Raw genomic sequence first — 16,471 nt, 5'->3', positions numbered from 1 at the left:
CGGCGTAGAATATTCGGATTATCGAACCCGAATCCACGCTGACCATGAACGCTTCCCTGCCCGCTGAAACATTGCGCCGTCCGGTGCCGCCCGCCTGTCTGGACGCCCTGCGCGCGCGCTTCGGCGATCGCTTCTCCGAGTCCGCCGCGGTGCGCGAGCACCACGGCCGCGACGAATCCCCTTATGCGGCCATGCCGCCGGATGCGGTGGTGTTCGCGCACACCACCGAGGAAGTGGCCGAGGTCGCCAGGCTGTGCAACGAGCACCGCGTGCCGCTGATTCCGTATGGCGCCGGCTCCTCGCTGGAAGGCCACATCCTGGCGATCCAGGGCGGCGTCTGCCTCGACCTGTCGCAGATGAACAAGGTGCTGGCGGTCAACGCCGAAGACCTGACCGCCACGGTGCAGGCCGGCGTGCTGCGCAAGCAGCTCAACGAAGAGATCCGCGACACCGGCCTGTTCTTCCCGATCGACCCCGGCGCCGACGCCAGCCTGGGCGGCATGGCCGCCACGCGCGCCTCCGGCACCAACGCCGTGCGCTACGGCACCATGCGCGAGAACGTCATGTCGCTGACCGTGGTGACGGCCGACGGGCGCATCGTGCGCACGGCCGGGCGCGCCCGCAAGTCCTCGGCCGGCTACGACCTGACGCGCATCTTCGTCGGCAGCGAAGGCACGCTGGGCATCATCACCGAAGTCACGGTGCGCCTGTATCCGCAGCCCGAGGCGGTGTCCGCCGCGGTCTGCAACTTCCCCACGCTGGACGCCGCCGTGCAGAGCGTGATCGAGATCATCCAGATGGGCGTGCCGGTCGCCCGCGTCGAATTCATGGACGCGGCCAGCGTGCGCGCCGTCAACCTGCACAGCAAGCTGAGCCTGCGCGAAACCCCGCTGCTGGTGTTCGAGTTCCACGGCAGTCCGGCCGGCGTGCAGGAGCAGGCCGAGACCGTGCAGGCCATCACCGCCGAGCACGGCGGCATGGACTTCGAATGGGCCGAGCGTCCCGAAGACCGCAGCCGCCTCTGGACCGCGCGCCACAACGCCTATTTCGCCGGCCTGCAGCTGCGTCCCGGCTGCCGCGCCAGCACCACCGACGTCTGCGTGCCGATTTCGCGCCTGGCCGATTGCGTGCGCGACACCGTCGAGGAACTGGACCGCGCCAGCTTCCCGTACACCATCGTGGGCCACGTCGGCGACGGCAACTTCCACGTGCTGATGCTGCTGGACGCCGACAGCGCCGAAGAATGGCAGGAGTCCGAGGCCATCAACCACAACCTGGTGCGCCGCGCGATCGCCGCCGACGGCACCTGCACCGGCGAGCATGGCGTGGGCCTGCACAAGATGCAGTTCATGGCCGAGGAGCATGGCGAAGACGCGCTGGCGCTGATGCGCAGCCTCAAGCATGCGTTCGACCCGAACAACATCCTGAACCCGGGCAAAATCGTTTCCTGGCAGGGCTGAGGAAACGCAGTTCCGGCGGTCGCGCCTTTACGGCTGGTTACTTCTGAGCCCGCGGAAGACCGCCGGATGCGGGTAAATCCCGGCCTGCTTATGGCCGGCGCTCGCGCTATTGTTGCGCTCATGAATTCATTGGTCGAAACCGGCCTGGCACAAGTGCAGGCGCCTTACTCTTTGCAGCAGCTCATCGAGGCCCTGTCGGCGGCGTTGCCCGCGCACTGCGTGTTGTTCCGCGAAGAGGACACCCGCCCTTACGAGTGCGACGGCCTATCCCTTTATCGCGCGCTGCCGGCGGTCGTGGCCCTGCCCGAAACCGAGGAGCAGGTGCAGGCGGTCATGCGCATCTGCAAGCGCCTGAACGCGCCGCTGGTGGCGCGCGGCGCCGGCACCGGCCTGTCCGGCGGCGCCATGCCGCACAGCCGCGGCGTGCTGCTGGGGCTGTCCAAGTTCAACCGCATCAAGCACATCGACCTGGCCAGCGCGACCGCCGTGGTCCAGCCCGGCGTGCGCAACCTCGCCATCTCGGAAGCGGCTGCGCCGTATGGGCTGTACTACGCGCCCGATCCGTCCAGCCAGATCGCCTGCTCCATCGGCGGCAACGTGGCCGAGAACTCGGGCGGCGTGCACTGCCTGAAGTACGGCCTGACCGTGCACAACGTGCTGCGCGTGCGCGTGGTGACCATAGACGGCGACATCGTGGAGCTGGGCTCGGAGGCGCCGGACGCGCCCGGCCTGGATCTGCTGTCGGTCTTCATCGGCTCCGAAGGCATGCTGGGCGTGGTCACCGAGGTCACCGTCAAGCTGATTCCCAAGCCGGCCTGCGCGCAGGTCGTGATGGCCAGTTTTTCCAGCGTCGAGGCGGCCGGCAACGCGGTCACCCAGGTCATTGCCGCGGGCATGATACCCGCCGGCCTGGAGATGATGGACCGGCGCGCCACGCACATGGTCGAGCCCTTCGTGCGCGCCGGCTACGACCTGGACGCGCAGGCCATCCTGCTGTGCGAGTCCGACGGTACGCCCGAAGAGGTGGCGCACGAGATCGAGCGCATGGAAACGGTGTTCCGCCTTGCCGGCTCCACGCGCTGCCAGGTGTCGACGTCCGAGGCCGAACGCCTCAAGTTCTGGGCCGGGCGCAAGAACGCGTTTCCGGCCGCCGGGCGCGTGTCGCCCGACTATTACTGCATGGACGGCACGATACCGCGCCGCCATCTGGCGCGCGTGCTGGGCGCCATCGAACAGATGGAAGACGAGTTCGGGCTGCGCTGCGCCAACGTATTTCACGCGGGAGACGGCAATCTGCATCCGTTGATCCTGTTCGATTCGAACAAGCCGGACGAAGTGGAGCGCGCCGAGAAATTCGGCGCCGCCATACTGGAGCTGTGCGTGCAGGTAGGAGGAACCGTGACCGGAGAGCACGGGGTGGGAATGGAGAAGATAAATCAAATGTGCGTGCAATTCTCTCGCGAAGAACTCGACGCCTTCCTGGCGGTGAAGCGGGCTTTCGATCCGCCTTGCCTGCTCAATCCCGAAAAAGTCATCCCCACGCTGGCCCGCTGCGCCGAATACGGCAAGATGCACGTCCATGCGGGCGAATTGCGCTTCCCCGATCTCGCCCGTTTCTAGGACGCATCCCCTATGGATTTCGTCCTGTCGGAATTGTGCGACCAGGTCATGACGGCCCGCGCCGGCCACAAGCCTTTGTTCGTGATGGGCGGCGGCAGCAAGGCGTTCTATGGCAACTACCGTCCGGTGACGCCGCAGGACGGGCATTGCCTGCTGGATATGACGCCTTATCGCGGCATCGTCAGCTATCACCCCTCTGAATTGGTCGTGACCGTGCGCGCGGGCACGCCGCTTGCGGAACTGGAAGCCGCGCTGGCCGAGCACGGGCAGATGCTGGCGTTCGAGCCGCCGCATTATTCGCCGTCGGCCACGGTGGGCGGCTGCGTGGCGGCGGGCCTGTCGGGGCCGCGCCGCATGAGCGCCGGCGCGCTGAAGGATTTCGTGCTGGGCACGCAGCTGCTGGATTCGGAAGGGCGCATCCTGTCGTTCGGCGGCGAGGTCATGAAGAACGTGGCGGGCTACGACGTGTCGCGCCTGCTGGCCGGCTCGCACGGCATCTTCGGCGCGATACTGGAAGTGTCGCTGAAGGTCGCGCCGCGGCCGATGGAAGAACTCACGCTGGTGCTGCCGGCCACGCAGGCGCAGGCGCTGTCCAGTTTCGCGCTGTGGCGCGGCAAGCCCCTGCCGATCTCGGCCACCAGCTGGAGCGGCGACGACGACCAGGCCGAAGGCGCGATGCGCGTGCGCCTGTCCGGCGCGCCGCCGGCGATCGCCAGCGCGCGCCAGCAGATCGGCGGCGAGCCGATGGCGCCCGACGCGGCGGCGGGCTGGTGGCAGTCGCTGCGCGAGCAGACGCATCCGTTTTTCGCGCCGGGCCAGCCGTTGTGGCGCCTGGCGCTGCCGCCCACGGCCGCCGCGCTCGGGTTGGGGCCGACCCTGATCGAGTGGGGCGGGGGCCAGCGCTGGCTGTCCGGCGCGCACGACGCGGCCATGTTGCGCGAAACCGCGGCCCGGCTGGGCGGCCATGCGACGCTGTTTCGCGCCGGTCACGCCAAGCCGCCGGCCGACGGCGTCTTCCATCCGCTGGCGCCGGGAATCGCGGCGATCACGCGCCGGCTCAAACAAGAGCTCGATCCGGCCGGCTTGTTCAACCCCGGCCGCCTGGTCCTGGAGCTATAAGGCATCATGCAAACCAAGCTGGCATCCTGGGCCCGCGACACCGATCTGGGCAACGAGGCCGACGCCATCCTGCGGCGTTGCGTCCATTGCGGCTTCTGCACGGCGACCTGCCCGACCTATCAGGTGCTGGGCGACGAGCTCGACAGCCCGCGCGGCCGCATCTACCTGATCAAGCAGGTGCTCGAAGGCGCCGAGCCCACGCAGTCCACGCAGCAGCATCTGGACCGCTGCCTGACCTGCCGCAATTGCGAAACCACCTGCCCCTCGGGCGTGGAGTACGGGCACCTGGTGGACATCGGCCGCAAGATCGTCGAGGAACGCGTGCCGCGCTCCTGGGGCGACAGGACCAAGCGCACCGTGCTGCGCAAGGCCATGATGTCGCCCTTGTTCGGCCCCGCGATGCGGCTGGGACAGGCCGTGCGCGGGCTGCTGCCCGAATCGATCCGGCGCAAGGTGCCGGAGCGCCGTGCCGCGGGCGCGCTGCCGCAGGTGGCCGGGCACGCGCGCCAGGTGCTGATGCTGGCCGGCTGTGTGCAGCCCGCCATGATGCCGACCATAGACGCGGCCACCATCCGGGTGCTGGACGCCGTGGGCATCGGCGCGCGCATCGCGCCGGGCGCCGGCTGTTGCGGCGCGGCCAGTTTCCACCTGGACGCGCAGGAAGCCGCGCTGGCGCAGATGCGCGCCAACATCGACGCCTGGTGGCCGCTGGTGCAGGACGGCAAGGCCGAGGCCATCGTCATGAACGCCTCGGGCTGCGGCGCGATGGTGAAGGAATACGCCCATCATCTGCGGCACGATCCGGCCTATGCGCAAAAGGCCGCCGACATCGTGGCGCTGGTCAAGGACGTGGCCGAGATCGTGGCGCCGCACGCCGCGCAGCTGCGCGCGCGCCTGCCGGCGGGCACGCGCGCGGCGTTCCATCCGCCATGCACGCTGCAGCACTGGCAGGGCCTGCGGCCGCTGTCCGAGCAATTGCTTGCCGATCTGGGTTTCGAATTGCTGCCGTTCGCCGACAAGCACCTGTGCTGCGGCTCGGCGGGGGCCTACTCGGTGCTCAATCCGGAGATCGCGCTGGCGCTGCGCGACCGCAAGCTGGGCGCGATTGCGGCCGGCGGCCCGGACGTGATCCTGTCGGCCAACATCGGCTGCATCGGCCACCTGCAAAGCGGCACCGACACGCCGGTGCGGCACTGGGTCGAGGTGGTGGACGAACAGCTGCGCCGCCAGGCGGGCGCGCCGGCCTGAGACCGGCGGCGCCCGCGCAGGCGGTTTACTCCACCGCCTTGACCATGTCTTCCAGCACCTTCTTCGCGTCGCCGAAGACCATCATGGTGCGGTCCATGTAGAACAGCTCGTTGTCCAGGCCGGCGTAGCCGGAGGCCATCGAGCGCTTGTTCACGATCACGGTGCGCGCCTTGTAGGCTTCCAGGATGGGCATGCCGGCGATGGGCGACTTGGGATCGTTCTTGGCCGCCGGGTTGACCACGTCGTTGGCGCCCAGCACCAGCACCACGTCGGTCTGGCCGAACTCGCTGTTGATGTCTTCCATTTCGAAGACCTGGTCGTACGGCACCTCGGCCTCGGCCAGCAGCACGTTCATGTGGCCCGGCATGCGTCCGGCCACCGGGTGGATGGCGTACTTCACGGTCACGCCGCGCTCGGTGAGCTTTTCCGCCAGTTCCTTCAGCGCGTGCTGCGCGCGCGCCACCGCCAGGCCGTAGCCGGGCACGATGGTCACGCTCTCGGCGTTGGTCATCAGGAAGGCGGCGTCGTCCGGGCTGCCCGACTTGACGCTGCGCTGCTGGGCCTCGCCGGCCGCCGCGCCGCCGCCGGCCTGGCCGCCGAAGCCGCCCAGGATCACGTTGAAGAACGAGCGGTTCATCGCCTTGCACATGATGTAGGACAGGATGGCGCCCGACGAGCCCACCAGCGAGCCGGCGATGATCAGCATCGGATTGTTCAGCGAGAAGCCGATGCCGGCCGCGGCCCAGCCCGAGTAGCTGTTCAGCATGGACACCACCACCGGCATGTCGGCGCCGCCGATCGGGATGATGATGAGCACGCCCAGCACGAAGGCGATGGCGGTCATGATGACGAAGGGCGTCCATTCCTGCGTCAGCATGAACCAGATGCCGCAGGCCAGCATCAGCAGCGCCAGCGCCAGGTTCAGCAGGTGCTGGCCGGCGAACACCACCGGCGCGCCCTGGAACAGCCGGAACTTGTACTTGCCCGACAGCTTGCCGAAGGCGATGACCGAGCCCGAGAAGGTGATCGCGCCCACGAAGGTGCCGATGAAGAGCTCGAAGCGGTTGCCGGTGGGAATGGGCATGCCGGCCGGCGCGATGCCGAAGGCATGCGGCTCGGCCACCACGGCCACGGCGATGGCCACCGCGGCCAGGCCGATCATGCTGTGCATGAAGGCGACCAGCTCGGGCATCTTGGTCATTTCGACGCGCTTGGCCATCAGGGTGCCGATGGAGCCGCCGACCAGCAGGCCCAGCACCACCCATCCCAGCCCGATGGTGGCGCCGCCGTCGCGCGCTAGGCCGATGATGAGCGCGGCCGTGGTGAGCACGGCGATGGCCATGCCGGCCATGCCGAACACGTTGCCCAGGCGCGAGGTGGTGGGATGCGACAGGCCCTTGAGCGCTTGGATGAAGCAGACGGAAGCCACCAGGTACAGCAGCGTGACCAGGTTCAGCGAGATCATTGCGCGCCCTCCTTGCCCGGCTTCTTGTCCTTCTTCTTGAACATCTCCAGCATGCGCCGGGTGACGAGGAAGCCGCCGAACACGTTGACCGCGGCCAGCGCCACGGCGAACACGCCCATGCCGCGCGCCAGCCCGCCTTCGGTCAGCGCCGCGGCCAGCATGGCGCCGACGATGATGATGGCGGAAATGGCGTTGGTCACGGCCATCAGCGGCGTGTGCAGGGCAGGGGTGACGTTCCAGACCACGTGGTAGCCGACATAGACGGCGAGCACGAAGATGATGAGGTTCATCAGGGTGGGGTTGATCGCTTCCATGTTCAGGTCCTCCGCGTCACGTTGCCGCCTTCGCACACCAGGCAGGCCGCCACGATCTCGTCGTCGCGCCGGATCGCCAGCGCGCCTTCGGCATCGGTGATGAGTTTCAGGAAATCCAGGATGTTGCGGGCGTACAGCGCCGACGCGTCGGTCGCCACCAGGCCGGGCAGGTTGGTCAGCCCGATGAGGGTCACGCCATGCTTTTCCACGATCTGCCCTTTTTCGGACAGCGGGCAGTTGCCGCCGCGCTCGACGGCCAGGTCCACCAGCACCGAGCCGGGCTTCATGGCCGCGATGGTTTCGGCCGAGACCAGCGTGGGCGCGGGGCGGCCGGGAATCAGCGCGGTCGTGATGACGATGTCCGCCTGCTTGCAGCGCTCGGCCACCAGCACGGCCTGGCGCGCCATCCATGCCGGCGGCATGGGGCGGGCGTAGCCGCCCGTGCCCTGCGCGATCTCGCGTTCCTCGTCGGTCTCGAAGGGCACGTCGATGAACTTGGCGCCCAGGGACTCCACCTGTTCGCGCGCCGCGGGCCGCACGTCCGAGGCCTCGACCACGGCGCCCAGCCGCTTGGCGGTGGCGATGGCCTGCAGGCCGGCCACGCCGGTGCCCAGCACCACGACGCGGGCGGCCTTGAGCGTGCCCGCGGCGGTCATCATCATGGGAATCAGGCGGCCGTAGTGGTGCGCGGCCAGCAGCACGGCCTTGTAGCCGGCGAGGTTGGCCTGCGAGGACAGCACGTCCAGGCTTTGCGCGCGCGTGATGCGCGGCGCGGCTTCCAGGGCGAATCCGACCAGTCCGGCCGCCGCCATCCGCTGCAGGCCTTCGGCGTCGAAGGGGTCGAGCATGCCGACCACGACCGTGCCCGCTTTCATGTGCGCCAGTTCGGCGGCGTCCGGCGCGCGAACCTTCATGACGAGTCCGGCGCCCAGCGCATCCTGGGCGGTGCCCAGCGTGGCGCCGGCGGCTTCATAGGCGTCATCCGGATAGCGGGCGGCGCTGCCGGCCCCGCGCTCCACGACGACGGTGTGCTTGCCGCCTACGTACTTCTTGACGGTCTCTGGTGTTGCTGCGACACGGGTTTCCCCGTCTCGGGTTTCTTTTGGTATCCCGATGTGCATCTACGCCTCTCCTCAGAAGGTTCGCCGTAGTTATACACGGAATGGGGGTACGTACGCGCCCCTCCGTAAAGGAGGGGGCGGCCGCGCGGCCGAAAAAAAGCCCCATGGCGAACCATGGGGCAGGGGTTTTGCAACCCGGTTTGCGGCCGGACGGGTCGCCCCGCCGGCCGCCACTGCGCGCAAACGTCCGGCGTCAAGCCGTTTGCGCGCGAGTCCATGCGATCAGCGCGGCGGTGAGGTCGCGCAGGTCGGCTTTGAGGCGGGCATAGTTCTCGGACGGGCGCAGAGTGACCTCGTCCATGTAGAGCTTGCGGTTGATTTCGATCTGCAGGCTGTGGCGTCCTTCGTCGGGACGGCCGAAGGCGCGCACCAACTCCACGCCCTTGTAGGGATCGTTCACGCTGACGTCGTAGCCGCGTTCGCGCAGCCAGGCCGCGACGAATTCGCGGAAGGCCGGGTCGCTGGTGCTGCCGTCGCGGTCGCCCAGCACGAAGTCCGGGTGCACCAGGCCGGGGCGGTCGGTGGCGAAGGCGCCGGCCACGCTGGGCATGGAGTGGCAGTTGATGTGCCAGACCTTGCCGAACCTGCGGTGGGCGTCGTCCAGCACGCGGGCCAGGGCCTCGTGGTAGGGCTTCCAGCAGGCGTCGATGCGGTGGCGGACTTCGGCGACCGTCAGCTTGCGGTCGTACAGCGGCGTGCCGTCGTCGAGCATGCGCCAGATCAGGCCCTTGCCCAGCTTGACCTTGGGCGAGGCGTTCAGCGCGTCGGGCCAGGGCTGGTCCAGCAGCAGTTCGTCGATCTCGTCGGGCGCGCGGTTGGCGTCGATGTAGGCGCGCGGGAAAGCGGCCGCGATCATGGGCACGCCCATGTCGATGGCGTCGCCCCACAGGTCGTCAACCCAGGTGTCCTCGGCGGTGCGCAGTGCGCCATAGTCCACCGCGGCGGCGAAATCGGGAGGGTAGGCGGTGCCGCTGTGCGGGGAGTCCAGCACGAGCGGGGCCGAGGAGTCCGAGTCCGGATATTGCTGCGGAAGGTCGAGCCGGTAAGACAGGGGTTGGGTGATTCGCATATGGGGGGGGTGCGTTCGTCTATCGGAGGCCTGCGCGCCCCGCGGCGGGGGCGGCAGGCCGAAGATCGATCAGTCGATCTTCACGTTGGCTTCTTTGGCGATGCGCTTGTTCTTGGCGATTTCCGCCGCGATCTGCGCACTGAATTCAGCCGGGGTGTTGGCCGCGGGCGCGGCGCCCAGCGCTTCCAGGCGCGACTTGACGTCGGCTTCGGCGCTGACCTTCTGGACCGCGGCGTTGAGCTTGGCCAGGACCGGCGCCGGCAGCTTGGCCGGGGCCACCAGGCCGAACCAGGAGGCGTCGTTCACGGCGGGCAGACCGGCTTCGGCGAAGGTCGGCACGTCGGGCAGGGCGGCGACGCGCTTGGGCGCGGCCACGGCCATGGCGACCAGGCGGCCCGACTGCACGTGCGGCAGCGACGAGGGCAGGTTGTCATACATGACGTCGACCTGGCCGGCCAGCGCGTCGTTCAGCGCCGGACCCACGCCGCGGTACGGCACGTGCATCAGGTTGGTGCCCGAGGACATCTTGAACAGCTCGCCCATCATGTGCGAGACCGAGCCGTTGCCGGCCGACGCGTAGGTCAGCTTGCCCGGTTCGCTCTTGGCCAGCTTGATCAGGTCGGCGATGTTCTTGGCCGCAACCTTGGGGTTGACGGTCATGATGTTCGGCACGGCGGCCAGGTTCGAGATGGGCGTGAAGTCCTTCTCGCCGTCGAACGGCAGGTTCGGGTAGATGGCCGGGTTGATGCCGTGCGTGCTGACGGTGGCGATGCCCAGGACGTAGCCGTCGGGCGCGCTGCTGGCGACGAAGGCGCTGCCGATCGAACCGCCGGCGCCGCCGCGGTTTTCGACCACCACGGTCTGGCCCAGTTCCTTGCTCAGCTTGTCGGCGAACAGGCGGCCGACGATGTCGGTCGTGCCTCCGGGCGGGAACGGAACGATCAGGCGGATGGGCTTGGACGGATACGCGTCTTCTGCGTGCGCGATACCCGAGGCGAGCGGCGTGGCCAGGGTCGCGGCGGCGACGCACAGGCCCAGGACAACTTTACGGCGTTGCATGGATTCCCCTATTGAATGGAAAGCGGATGCGCAAAGGCAGACGCAAACGCAACGATTCTTTCCCGCCAGCCCCGTTTGCGCAAACGAAAGTTTCTCCGTAAGCTATGACTTTTTTTCATACCTCATTTTGGCGGCAGCCGGGGAAGCGAAAGCAATGCGGCGTTTCTGTCCCTCTTTGACCGACCTCCAGGCGTTCGAGGTGGCCGCGCGGCACAGCAGCTTCACGCGCGCGGCCCAGGAGCTGTGCGTCACGCAGGGCGCGGTCAGTAAGCAGGTCAAGCACCTGGAGGAATTCGTCGGGGTCGAACTATTCCTGCGGATCAGGCAAGGCCTGGTCCTGACCGAGGCTGGGCGCAGCTATCTGGCCAAGGTCCAGGCCGGCCTGGGCCAGATCGAGGCGGCCACCGTCGAACTGATCGCCCACCAGGGGCAGGGCGGCACGCTCAACCTGACCTGTATGCCGACCTTCGGCGCGCGCTGGCTGATCCCGCGCCTGACCGCCTTCATGCGCCTGCGGCCGGACATCCACGTGGAATTCCTGCCGCACCGCCAGGGCTACGATTTTTCCACGCCCGAGCTGGACGCCGCCGTGCGCTTCGGCGAAGGCCTGTGGCCGGGCAGTGGGGCCGACTACATCGTCGGCCGCGAAATCCTGCCGGTGTGCAGCCCGCGCCTGATCCCGGGCGGCTGTAGCTCGCCGGCGGACCTGCTGGCGTACCCGCTTCTGCATCACACCTCGGCGCTGGACGGCTGGCGCGACTGGTTCGAGCAGGCCGGCTGCGACACCCGCCGCAGCCTGGAGGGGGCGCGCTTCGACCAGTACGCGCTGTTGTCGCAGGCCGCGGCGGCCGGCTTCGGCGTGGCCCTGATCCCGCGCTGCCTGATCGAGGACGAACTGCGCGACGGCAAGCTGGCCGTGGCCATCCAGCTGCCCATCCGGGCGCGCATGGGCTACTACCTGTGCTATCCGGAACAGAAGGCCAACCTGCCCACGCTGCAGGCCTTCCGCACCTGGCTGATGGAGGTCTCGCGCGCCGCCGAGCCGCAGCCCGAGGACGCGGCCCAGTCCGATCTAAAATAGCGTCATCATGAGTCAAACACACACCAAGAAGGGCCGCGTCGTCGTCGGTATGTCCGGCGGAGTCGACTCTTCGGTCACCGCCTGGCTGCTCAAGCAGCAGGGCTACGAGGTCGTCGGCCTGTTCATGAAGAACTGGGAAGACGATGACGATTCCGAATACTGCTCCACGCGCCAGGACCTGCTGGACGCAGCCAGCGTCGCCGACCGGGTCGGCGTGGAATTCGAATTCGTCAATTTCGCCGCCGAATACAAGGACCGCGTGTTCGCGGAGTTCCTGCGCGAATACTCCGCGGGCCGCACGCCTAATCCCGACGTGCTGTGCAACGCCGAGATCAAGTTCAAGGCGTTTCTCGACCACGCCATGGCGCTGGGCGCCGAGCGCATCGCCACCGGCCATTACGCGCGCGTGCGCGAAGTGCCGGCGCAGGGCGGCGGCACCGAATTCCAGCTGCTCAAGGCGCTGGACGGCTCCAAGGACCAGAGCTACTTCCTGCACCGCCTGAACCAGGCGCAGCTGTCGCGCACCCTGTTTCCGCTGGGCGAGATCCACAAGACCGAGGTGCGCCGCATCGCCCACGAGATCGGGCTGCACAACGCCGCCAAAAAGGATTCCACCGGCATCTGCTTCATCGGCGAGCGGCCGTTCCGGGAGTTCCTGAACCGCTACCTGCCCACCGAACCCGGCCCCATCAAGACGCCGGAAGGGCAGACGGTGGGCCGCCACGAGGGCCTGTCGTTCTATACGCTGGGCCAGCGCAAGGGCCTGGGCGTGGGCGGCGTGAAAGGCCGCCAGCGCGAGGACGGCACCGCCGAGGCCTGGTACGTGGCGCGCAAGGACCTGGAGCGCAACGTGCTCTACGTGGTGCAGGGGCACGACCATCCCTGGCTGCTCTCGCAAGGGCTGCGGGCGCAGGACGCCAGCTGGATCGCCGGCCGTGCGCCGCAAGCGGGCGCCTACGGCGCCAAGACGCGCTACCGCCAGGCCGACGCGGCCTGCCGGCTGGACGCCGCGGCGCAGGATACTTTCGCGCTCGATTTCACCGAGCCGCAATGGGCGGTGACGCCCGGGCAGTCCGCCGTGCTTTACGATGGCGAGGTTTGCCTGGGCGGCGGCATCATCGTGTAGGCGTCGCGCCGGAACGCCAGTTTCGAGGGCCCCTGGGGCTGAAGCTCCAGGGGCCTTGTTCATGACCAAGAAAAAGAGGAGACCGTTGTGGATGTAACGATGTTGATTTGCCTGCTGGCGCTCGGTGCGGTGGTGGGCTTTGCCGCGGGCCTGCTGGGCATCGGCGGCGGCATGCTGCTGGTGCCGTTCCTGACCATGCTGTTCACCTGGAAGGGCATGCCCGCCGACCTGGTGGTGCACGCGGCGATCGCCACGTCCATGACCTCCATCCTGTTCACGTCGATATCCAGCGTGCGCGCCCACCAGCAGCGCAAAACGATCAAATGGAACATCGTCTGGGCCATGGCGCCCGGCATCATCATCGGCGGCCTGCTGTCGGGCGGCGCCGTGTTCGCCGCGCTCAGCACCCTGTGGCTGTCGCTGTTCTTCGCGCTGTTCGTCGGCTACTCCGGCTGGAGCATGCTGCGCAATAAAAAGCCCAAGCCCAGCCGCCAGATGCCGGGCGTGGTCGGCACCAGCGCGGCCGGGGCCGGCATCGGCTTTCTGTCAGGCCTGGTGGGCGCGGGCGGCGGCTTCCTGTCGGTGCCGTTCATGGTCTGGTGCAACGTGGCCCTGCACAACGCCGTCTCGACCTCGGCCGCGCTCGGCTTCCCGATAGCGCTGGCCAACAGCGTGGGCTACGTCGTGTCCGGCCTGAATGAAGGCGCCTCGCGCCCCGGCATGCTGGGCTACATCTACTGGCCCGCGCTGCTGGCCCTGGTCTGCACCAGCGTGCTCACGGCCCCCCTGGGCGCGCGCATGGCGCACCGCCTGCCCGTCCAGACCCTGAAGCGCGTATTCGCCGCCCTGCTGTTCGCCCTGGCCGCCTACATGCTCTTCAAGGCCTGGCAGACCTTCAGCGCCTAGCGCCGGAACGGAAGAAGAAGCACGGCGCGCGCCCCTCTCACGTGGCAGCCACGAAGCATGAAGAGCGGGGCGGCGCGGATCCGGCTCCGCCGGTCCGCAGCCGCGCCCCCCTGGGGGGGAGGCGCGGTAGCGCCTCGGGGGGGATCAGACCACCGGTACGGTGTCGATGAAGGATTGGCGCTGCGACAGCTTCTCGTACAGCCGGGCCAGGTTGGGCTGGCTCGTGCGCCAGTCGAGATCGGCGAAGCGCAGGTCCAGGTAGCCCAGCGCACAGCCGACGGCGATGTCGGCCAGGCTGTAATTGATGCCCATGCAGTGGGCGTTGTCGCCCAGGCTCTTGTTCATCGCGTCCAGGCTGGCGTGGATCTTGGAGTACTGGCGCTGGATCCACTCGGGGCTGCGCTGGGCCTCGGGACGCTGGTTTTCCTTGACGATGGTCACGCAGGCGTCGAGCAGGCCGTCGGCGATGGCTTCCCAGCACTTCACGGCGGCGCGGTCGCGTCCCGGCTGCGGGATCAGGCGGGCGACGGGAGACAGGGTGTCCAGGTATTCGACGATGACGCGCGAATCGAACAGGGCGCCGCCGTCTTCCATGACCAGGCAGGGAACCTTGCCCAGCGGATTGTACGTTTGGATCTGCGTGTCGGCGGACCAGACGTTTTCGAGTTCAAGCCGGTAGTCCAGCTTTTTCTCGGCCATGACGATACGCACTTTGCGCACGTAAGGACTGGTAAGCGAGCCGATCAGTTTCATGGAGTCACAAGCGGAGTCGGAAAGCGGCCGAAGTATAGCAGGCCGCATGACGGGGTTGCCGTCCGCGGGGCGGAATCTTCGCCAGTTTGCCACAATGTTGCAGGCTACCGGATGATAAAATCGGCCGATTCGCTCATTCCCTGTTTTTTTCCTCCCTCAGACCATGCAAATCGCCGACCAGCTCAGCCAACTCAACGCCCTTTCGCCACTGGATGGCCGCTACGCTACGCGGGGCGATGCGCTGCGCGGCCTGCTGTCGGAGGCGGGCTTCATGGCGCACCGCGTCGAAGTCGAGGTGGCCTGGCTGATCGCGCTGTCCGACGCCGGCCTGCCGGAACTGCCGGCCTTCTCGGAATCGGCGCGTGCGCGCCTGCAGCAACTGGTGCGCGATTTCTCCGAATCGGACGCCGCCCGGATCAAGGACATCGAACGCGTCACCAACCATGACGTCAAGGCGGTCGAATACTGGCTGAAGGAAAAAGTGGCCGACGACGCCGAACTGGCCCGCGCCGCCGAGTTCATCCATTTCGCCTGCACTTCCGAAGACATCAACAACACCTCGCATGCGCTGATGCTGACCCGCGCGCGCAACGAGGTGGTGGTGCCGCGCCTGCGCGAGCTGGCCGCCAAGCTGAACGAGATGGCCATCGCCCATGCCGACCAGCCCATGCTGTCGCGCACGCATGGCCAGCCCGCCAGCCCGACCACGCTGGGCAAGGAGTTCGCCAACGTGGCCGCGCGCCTGAACCGCGCCATCGCCGCCATCGAGGCGGTCGAGCCGCTGGCCAAGCTCAACGGCGCCACCGGCAACTACAACGCCCACCTGTCGGCCTACCCCGAGATCGACTGGCCCGCGTTCAGCCAGCGCGTGCTGGCCGGCCTGGGCCTGACCCAGAACCGCCACACCATCCAGATCGAACCGCACGACTGGATGGCGGCGCTGTTCGACGCCGTCACGCGCGCCAACATCATCGTGCTGGACTTGGACCGCGACATCTGGGGCTACGTGGCGCTGGGCTACTTCAAGCAGCGCCTGAAGGAAGGCGAGGTCGGCTCGTCCACCATGCCGCACAAGGTCAACCCGATCGACTTCGAGAACTCCGAAGGCAACCTGGGCCTGGCCAACGCCGTGCTGCGCCATCTCGCCGACAAGCTGCCGGTCTCGCGCTGGCAGCGCGACCTGACCGACTCCACCGTGCTGCGCAACCTGGGCGTGGGCCTGGGCTACTGCCTGGTGGCGTGGGACGCCTGCATGCGCGGCCTGGGCAAGCTCGAGGTCAATGCCGCCGCCATCGACGCCGACATCGACGCGTGCTGGGAAGTGCTGGCCGAGCCGGTGCAGACCGTGATGCGCCGCTATGGCCTGCCGCAGCCCTACGAGCAGCTCAAGGCCTTGACGCGGGGCAAGGGCATCACCGAGGAAGGTCTGCGAGAATTCATCCAGGGCCTGGAACTGCCTGCCGAACCCAAGGCCCGCCTGCTGGCGATGACGCCGCGCTCCTACATCGGGCTGGCCGCGGCCTTGGCCCGGGCGGTCTAATCGTCTTGCCGCGCGCCGGGGCGCGCGGCCTCTTGTTCGACCTCACCGGAGATAGCAATGAAGAAGTTGTCCACGCTCGTCGCAATGGCCTGTATCACGGTTGGGCCGTTGTTGGCGACGAACGCCTCCGCCCAGTTCGCCAAGCCCGAGGACGCGGTCAAGTACCGCCAGTCGGCCCTGACGCTGATGGCTTCGCACTTCGGCCGCATGGCGCCGGTGGTCAAGGGCCAGGCGCCCTATGACGCGGCCCAGATCAAGGCCAACGTCGAAGTGCTGAAGACGCTGTCGGCGCTGCCCTGGGCGGCGTTCGGTCCGGGCACCGAAGGCGGCGACGCGCTGCCGAAAATCTGGAGCGATGCCGCCGGCTTCAAGCAGAAGCAGCAGGCGTTCCAGGACAACATCGTCAAGCTGTCGGCGGCCGCCGACGCCGGCGACCTGGACAAGCTGCGCGCGGCGTTCGGCGACGTGGGCGCCAGCTGCAAGGCCTGCCACGATTCGTACCGCAAGAAGAAATAAGCCTTTGGCCGTCCTCGGACGGTCCGACGAAAAAAGCCTGGCAATGCCAGGCTTTTTCGTTTTTTCGTTCGTGC

At 68.0% G+C, this 16,471-nt stretch carries 15 protein-coding genes; 9 read left to right on the top strand and 6 right to left on the bottom strand.

From position 1 onward, the window contains the following. Positions 1-44: 44 nt before the first annotated feature. The 4 genes from AC1IQ6_RS19650 to glcF all read left to right on the top strand — a co-directional run bounded on the left by AC1IQ6_RS19650 (position 45) and on the right by glcF (position 5,447). Positions 45-1,460 carry an FAD-binding oxidoreductase gene (locus AC1IQ6_RS19650; protein WP_485865195.1) on the top strand — a complete coding sequence of 472 codons (1,416 nt, stop codon included), beginning with the start codon at positions 45-47 and terminating at the stop codon, positions 1,458-1,460. Between the two features lie 120 nt (positions 1,461-1,580). Further along, positions 1,581-3,080, top strand: a complete 1,500-nt coding sequence (locus AC1IQ6_RS19645) for an FAD-linked oxidase C-terminal domain-containing protein (protein ID WP_102774730.1) — start codon at positions 1,581-1,583, stop codon at positions 3,078-3,080. Between the two features lie 12 nt (positions 3,081-3,092). Beyond that, positions 3,093-4,199 (top strand): glycolate oxidase subunit GlcE, encoded by a 1,107-nt coding sequence (gene glcE / locus AC1IQ6_RS19640; RefSeq protein ID WP_111827028.1) that lies wholly within the window; start codon positions 3,093-3,095, stop codon positions 4,197-4,199. 6 nt (positions 4,200-4,205) lie between these two features. Then, positions 4,206-5,447: a glycolate oxidase subunit GlcF gene (gene glcF, locus AC1IQ6_RS19635; protein WP_102774728.1), complete on the top strand. Its 1,242-nt coding sequence runs from the start codon at positions 4,206-4,208 to the stop codon at positions 5,445-5,447. 25 nt (positions 5,448-5,472) lie between these two features. Here glcF and AC1IQ6_RS19630 read toward each other — a convergent pair whose 3' ends face one another. The 5 genes from AC1IQ6_RS19630 to AC1IQ6_RS19610 form a co-directional block, all read right to left on the bottom strand. After that, positions 5,473-6,912, bottom strand: coding sequence for an NAD(P)(+) transhydrogenase (Re/Si-specific) subunit beta (locus tag AC1IQ6_RS19630; RefSeq protein ID WP_102774727.1), 1,440 nt, complete (start codon positions 6,910-6,912; stop codon positions 5,473-5,475). Beyond that, positions 6,909-7,226 carry an NAD(P) transhydrogenase subunit alpha part 2 gene (locus AC1IQ6_RS19625; RefSeq protein WP_062684020.1) on the bottom strand — a complete coding sequence of 106 codons (318 nt, stop codon included), beginning with the start codon at positions 7,224-7,226 and terminating at the stop codon, positions 6,909-6,911. The genes AC1IQ6_RS19630 and AC1IQ6_RS19625 overlap by 4 nt, the downstream gene beginning before the upstream one ends. A gap of 2 nt (positions 7,227-7,228) precedes the next feature. Then, the gene (locus AC1IQ6_RS19620) at positions 7,229-8,347 is read right to left on the bottom strand and encodes a Re/Si-specific NAD(P)(+) transhydrogenase subunit alpha (protein WP_209166441.1); all 1,119 of its coding nucleotides are present in this window, start codon (positions 8,345-8,347) and stop codon (positions 7,229-7,231) included. A 193-nt stretch (positions 8,348-8,540) separates the two neighbouring features. Then, positions 8,541-9,416: an N-formylglutamate amidohydrolase gene (locus AC1IQ6_RS19615; protein WP_102774724.1), complete on the bottom strand. Its 876-nt coding sequence runs from the start codon at positions 9,414-9,416 to the stop codon at positions 8,541-8,543. A gap of 69 nt (positions 9,417-9,485) precedes the next feature. Next, positions 9,486-10,475, bottom strand: a complete 990-nt coding sequence (locus AC1IQ6_RS19610; protein ID WP_102774723.1) for a Bug family tripartite tricarboxylate transporter substrate binding protein — start codon at positions 10,473-10,475, stop codon at positions 9,486-9,488. A gap of 154 nt (positions 10,476-10,629) precedes the next feature. On the opposite strand from AC1IQ6_RS19610, the gene gcvA reads away from it, so the two are divergent. From gcvA to AC1IQ6_RS19595, 3 genes are all read left to right on the top strand, one after another. Then, positions 10,630-11,556 carry a transcriptional regulator GcvA gene (gene gcvA, locus AC1IQ6_RS19605; protein ID WP_102774722.1) on the top strand — a complete coding sequence of 309 codons (927 nt, stop codon included), beginning with the start codon at positions 10,630-10,632 and terminating at the stop codon, positions 11,554-11,556. 7 nt (positions 11,557-11,563) lie between these two features. Beyond that, entirely contained in the window at positions 11,564-12,682 is a 1,119-nt protein-coding gene (gene mnmA, locus AC1IQ6_RS19600; RefSeq protein WP_102774721.1) for a tRNA 2-thiouridine(34) synthase MnmA, read from the top strand. A gap of 87 nt (positions 12,683-12,769) precedes the next feature. Next, a complete protein-coding gene (locus AC1IQ6_RS19595; protein ID WP_102774720.1) occupies positions 12,770-13,588 on the top strand; it encodes a sulfite exporter TauE/SafE family protein in 819 nt (272 codons plus the stop codon). Between the two features lie 144 nt (positions 13,589-13,732). Here the strand turns inward: AC1IQ6_RS19595 and AC1IQ6_RS19590 are convergent, their stop codons facing one another. Next, positions 13,733-14,341: a glutathione S-transferase gene (locus AC1IQ6_RS19590; protein ID WP_102774719.1), complete on the bottom strand. Its 609-nt coding sequence runs from the start codon at positions 14,339-14,341 to the stop codon at positions 13,733-13,735. A 163-nt stretch (positions 14,342-14,504) separates the two neighbouring features. Between AC1IQ6_RS19590 and purB the strand changes: the two genes are divergently transcribed. Continuing rightward, positions 14,505-15,881 (top strand): adenylosuccinate lyase, encoded by a 1,377-nt coding sequence (gene purB / locus AC1IQ6_RS19585; protein ID WP_102774718.1) that lies wholly within the window; start codon positions 14,505-14,507, stop codon positions 15,879-15,881. Positions 15,882-15,938: 57 nt separating this feature from the next. Next, positions 15,939-16,397 carry a c-type cytochrome gene (locus AC1IQ6_RS19580; RefSeq protein ID WP_111827031.1) on the top strand — a complete coding sequence of 153 codons (459 nt, stop codon included), beginning with the start codon at positions 15,939-15,941 and terminating at the stop codon, positions 16,395-16,397. Positions 16,398-16,471: the final 74 nt, after the last annotated feature.

It is taken from the genome of Achromobacter sp. MUI-25009338, from assembly GCF_057359325.1.
This window is presented reverse-complemented; position numbering and strand designations above follow the sequence as displayed.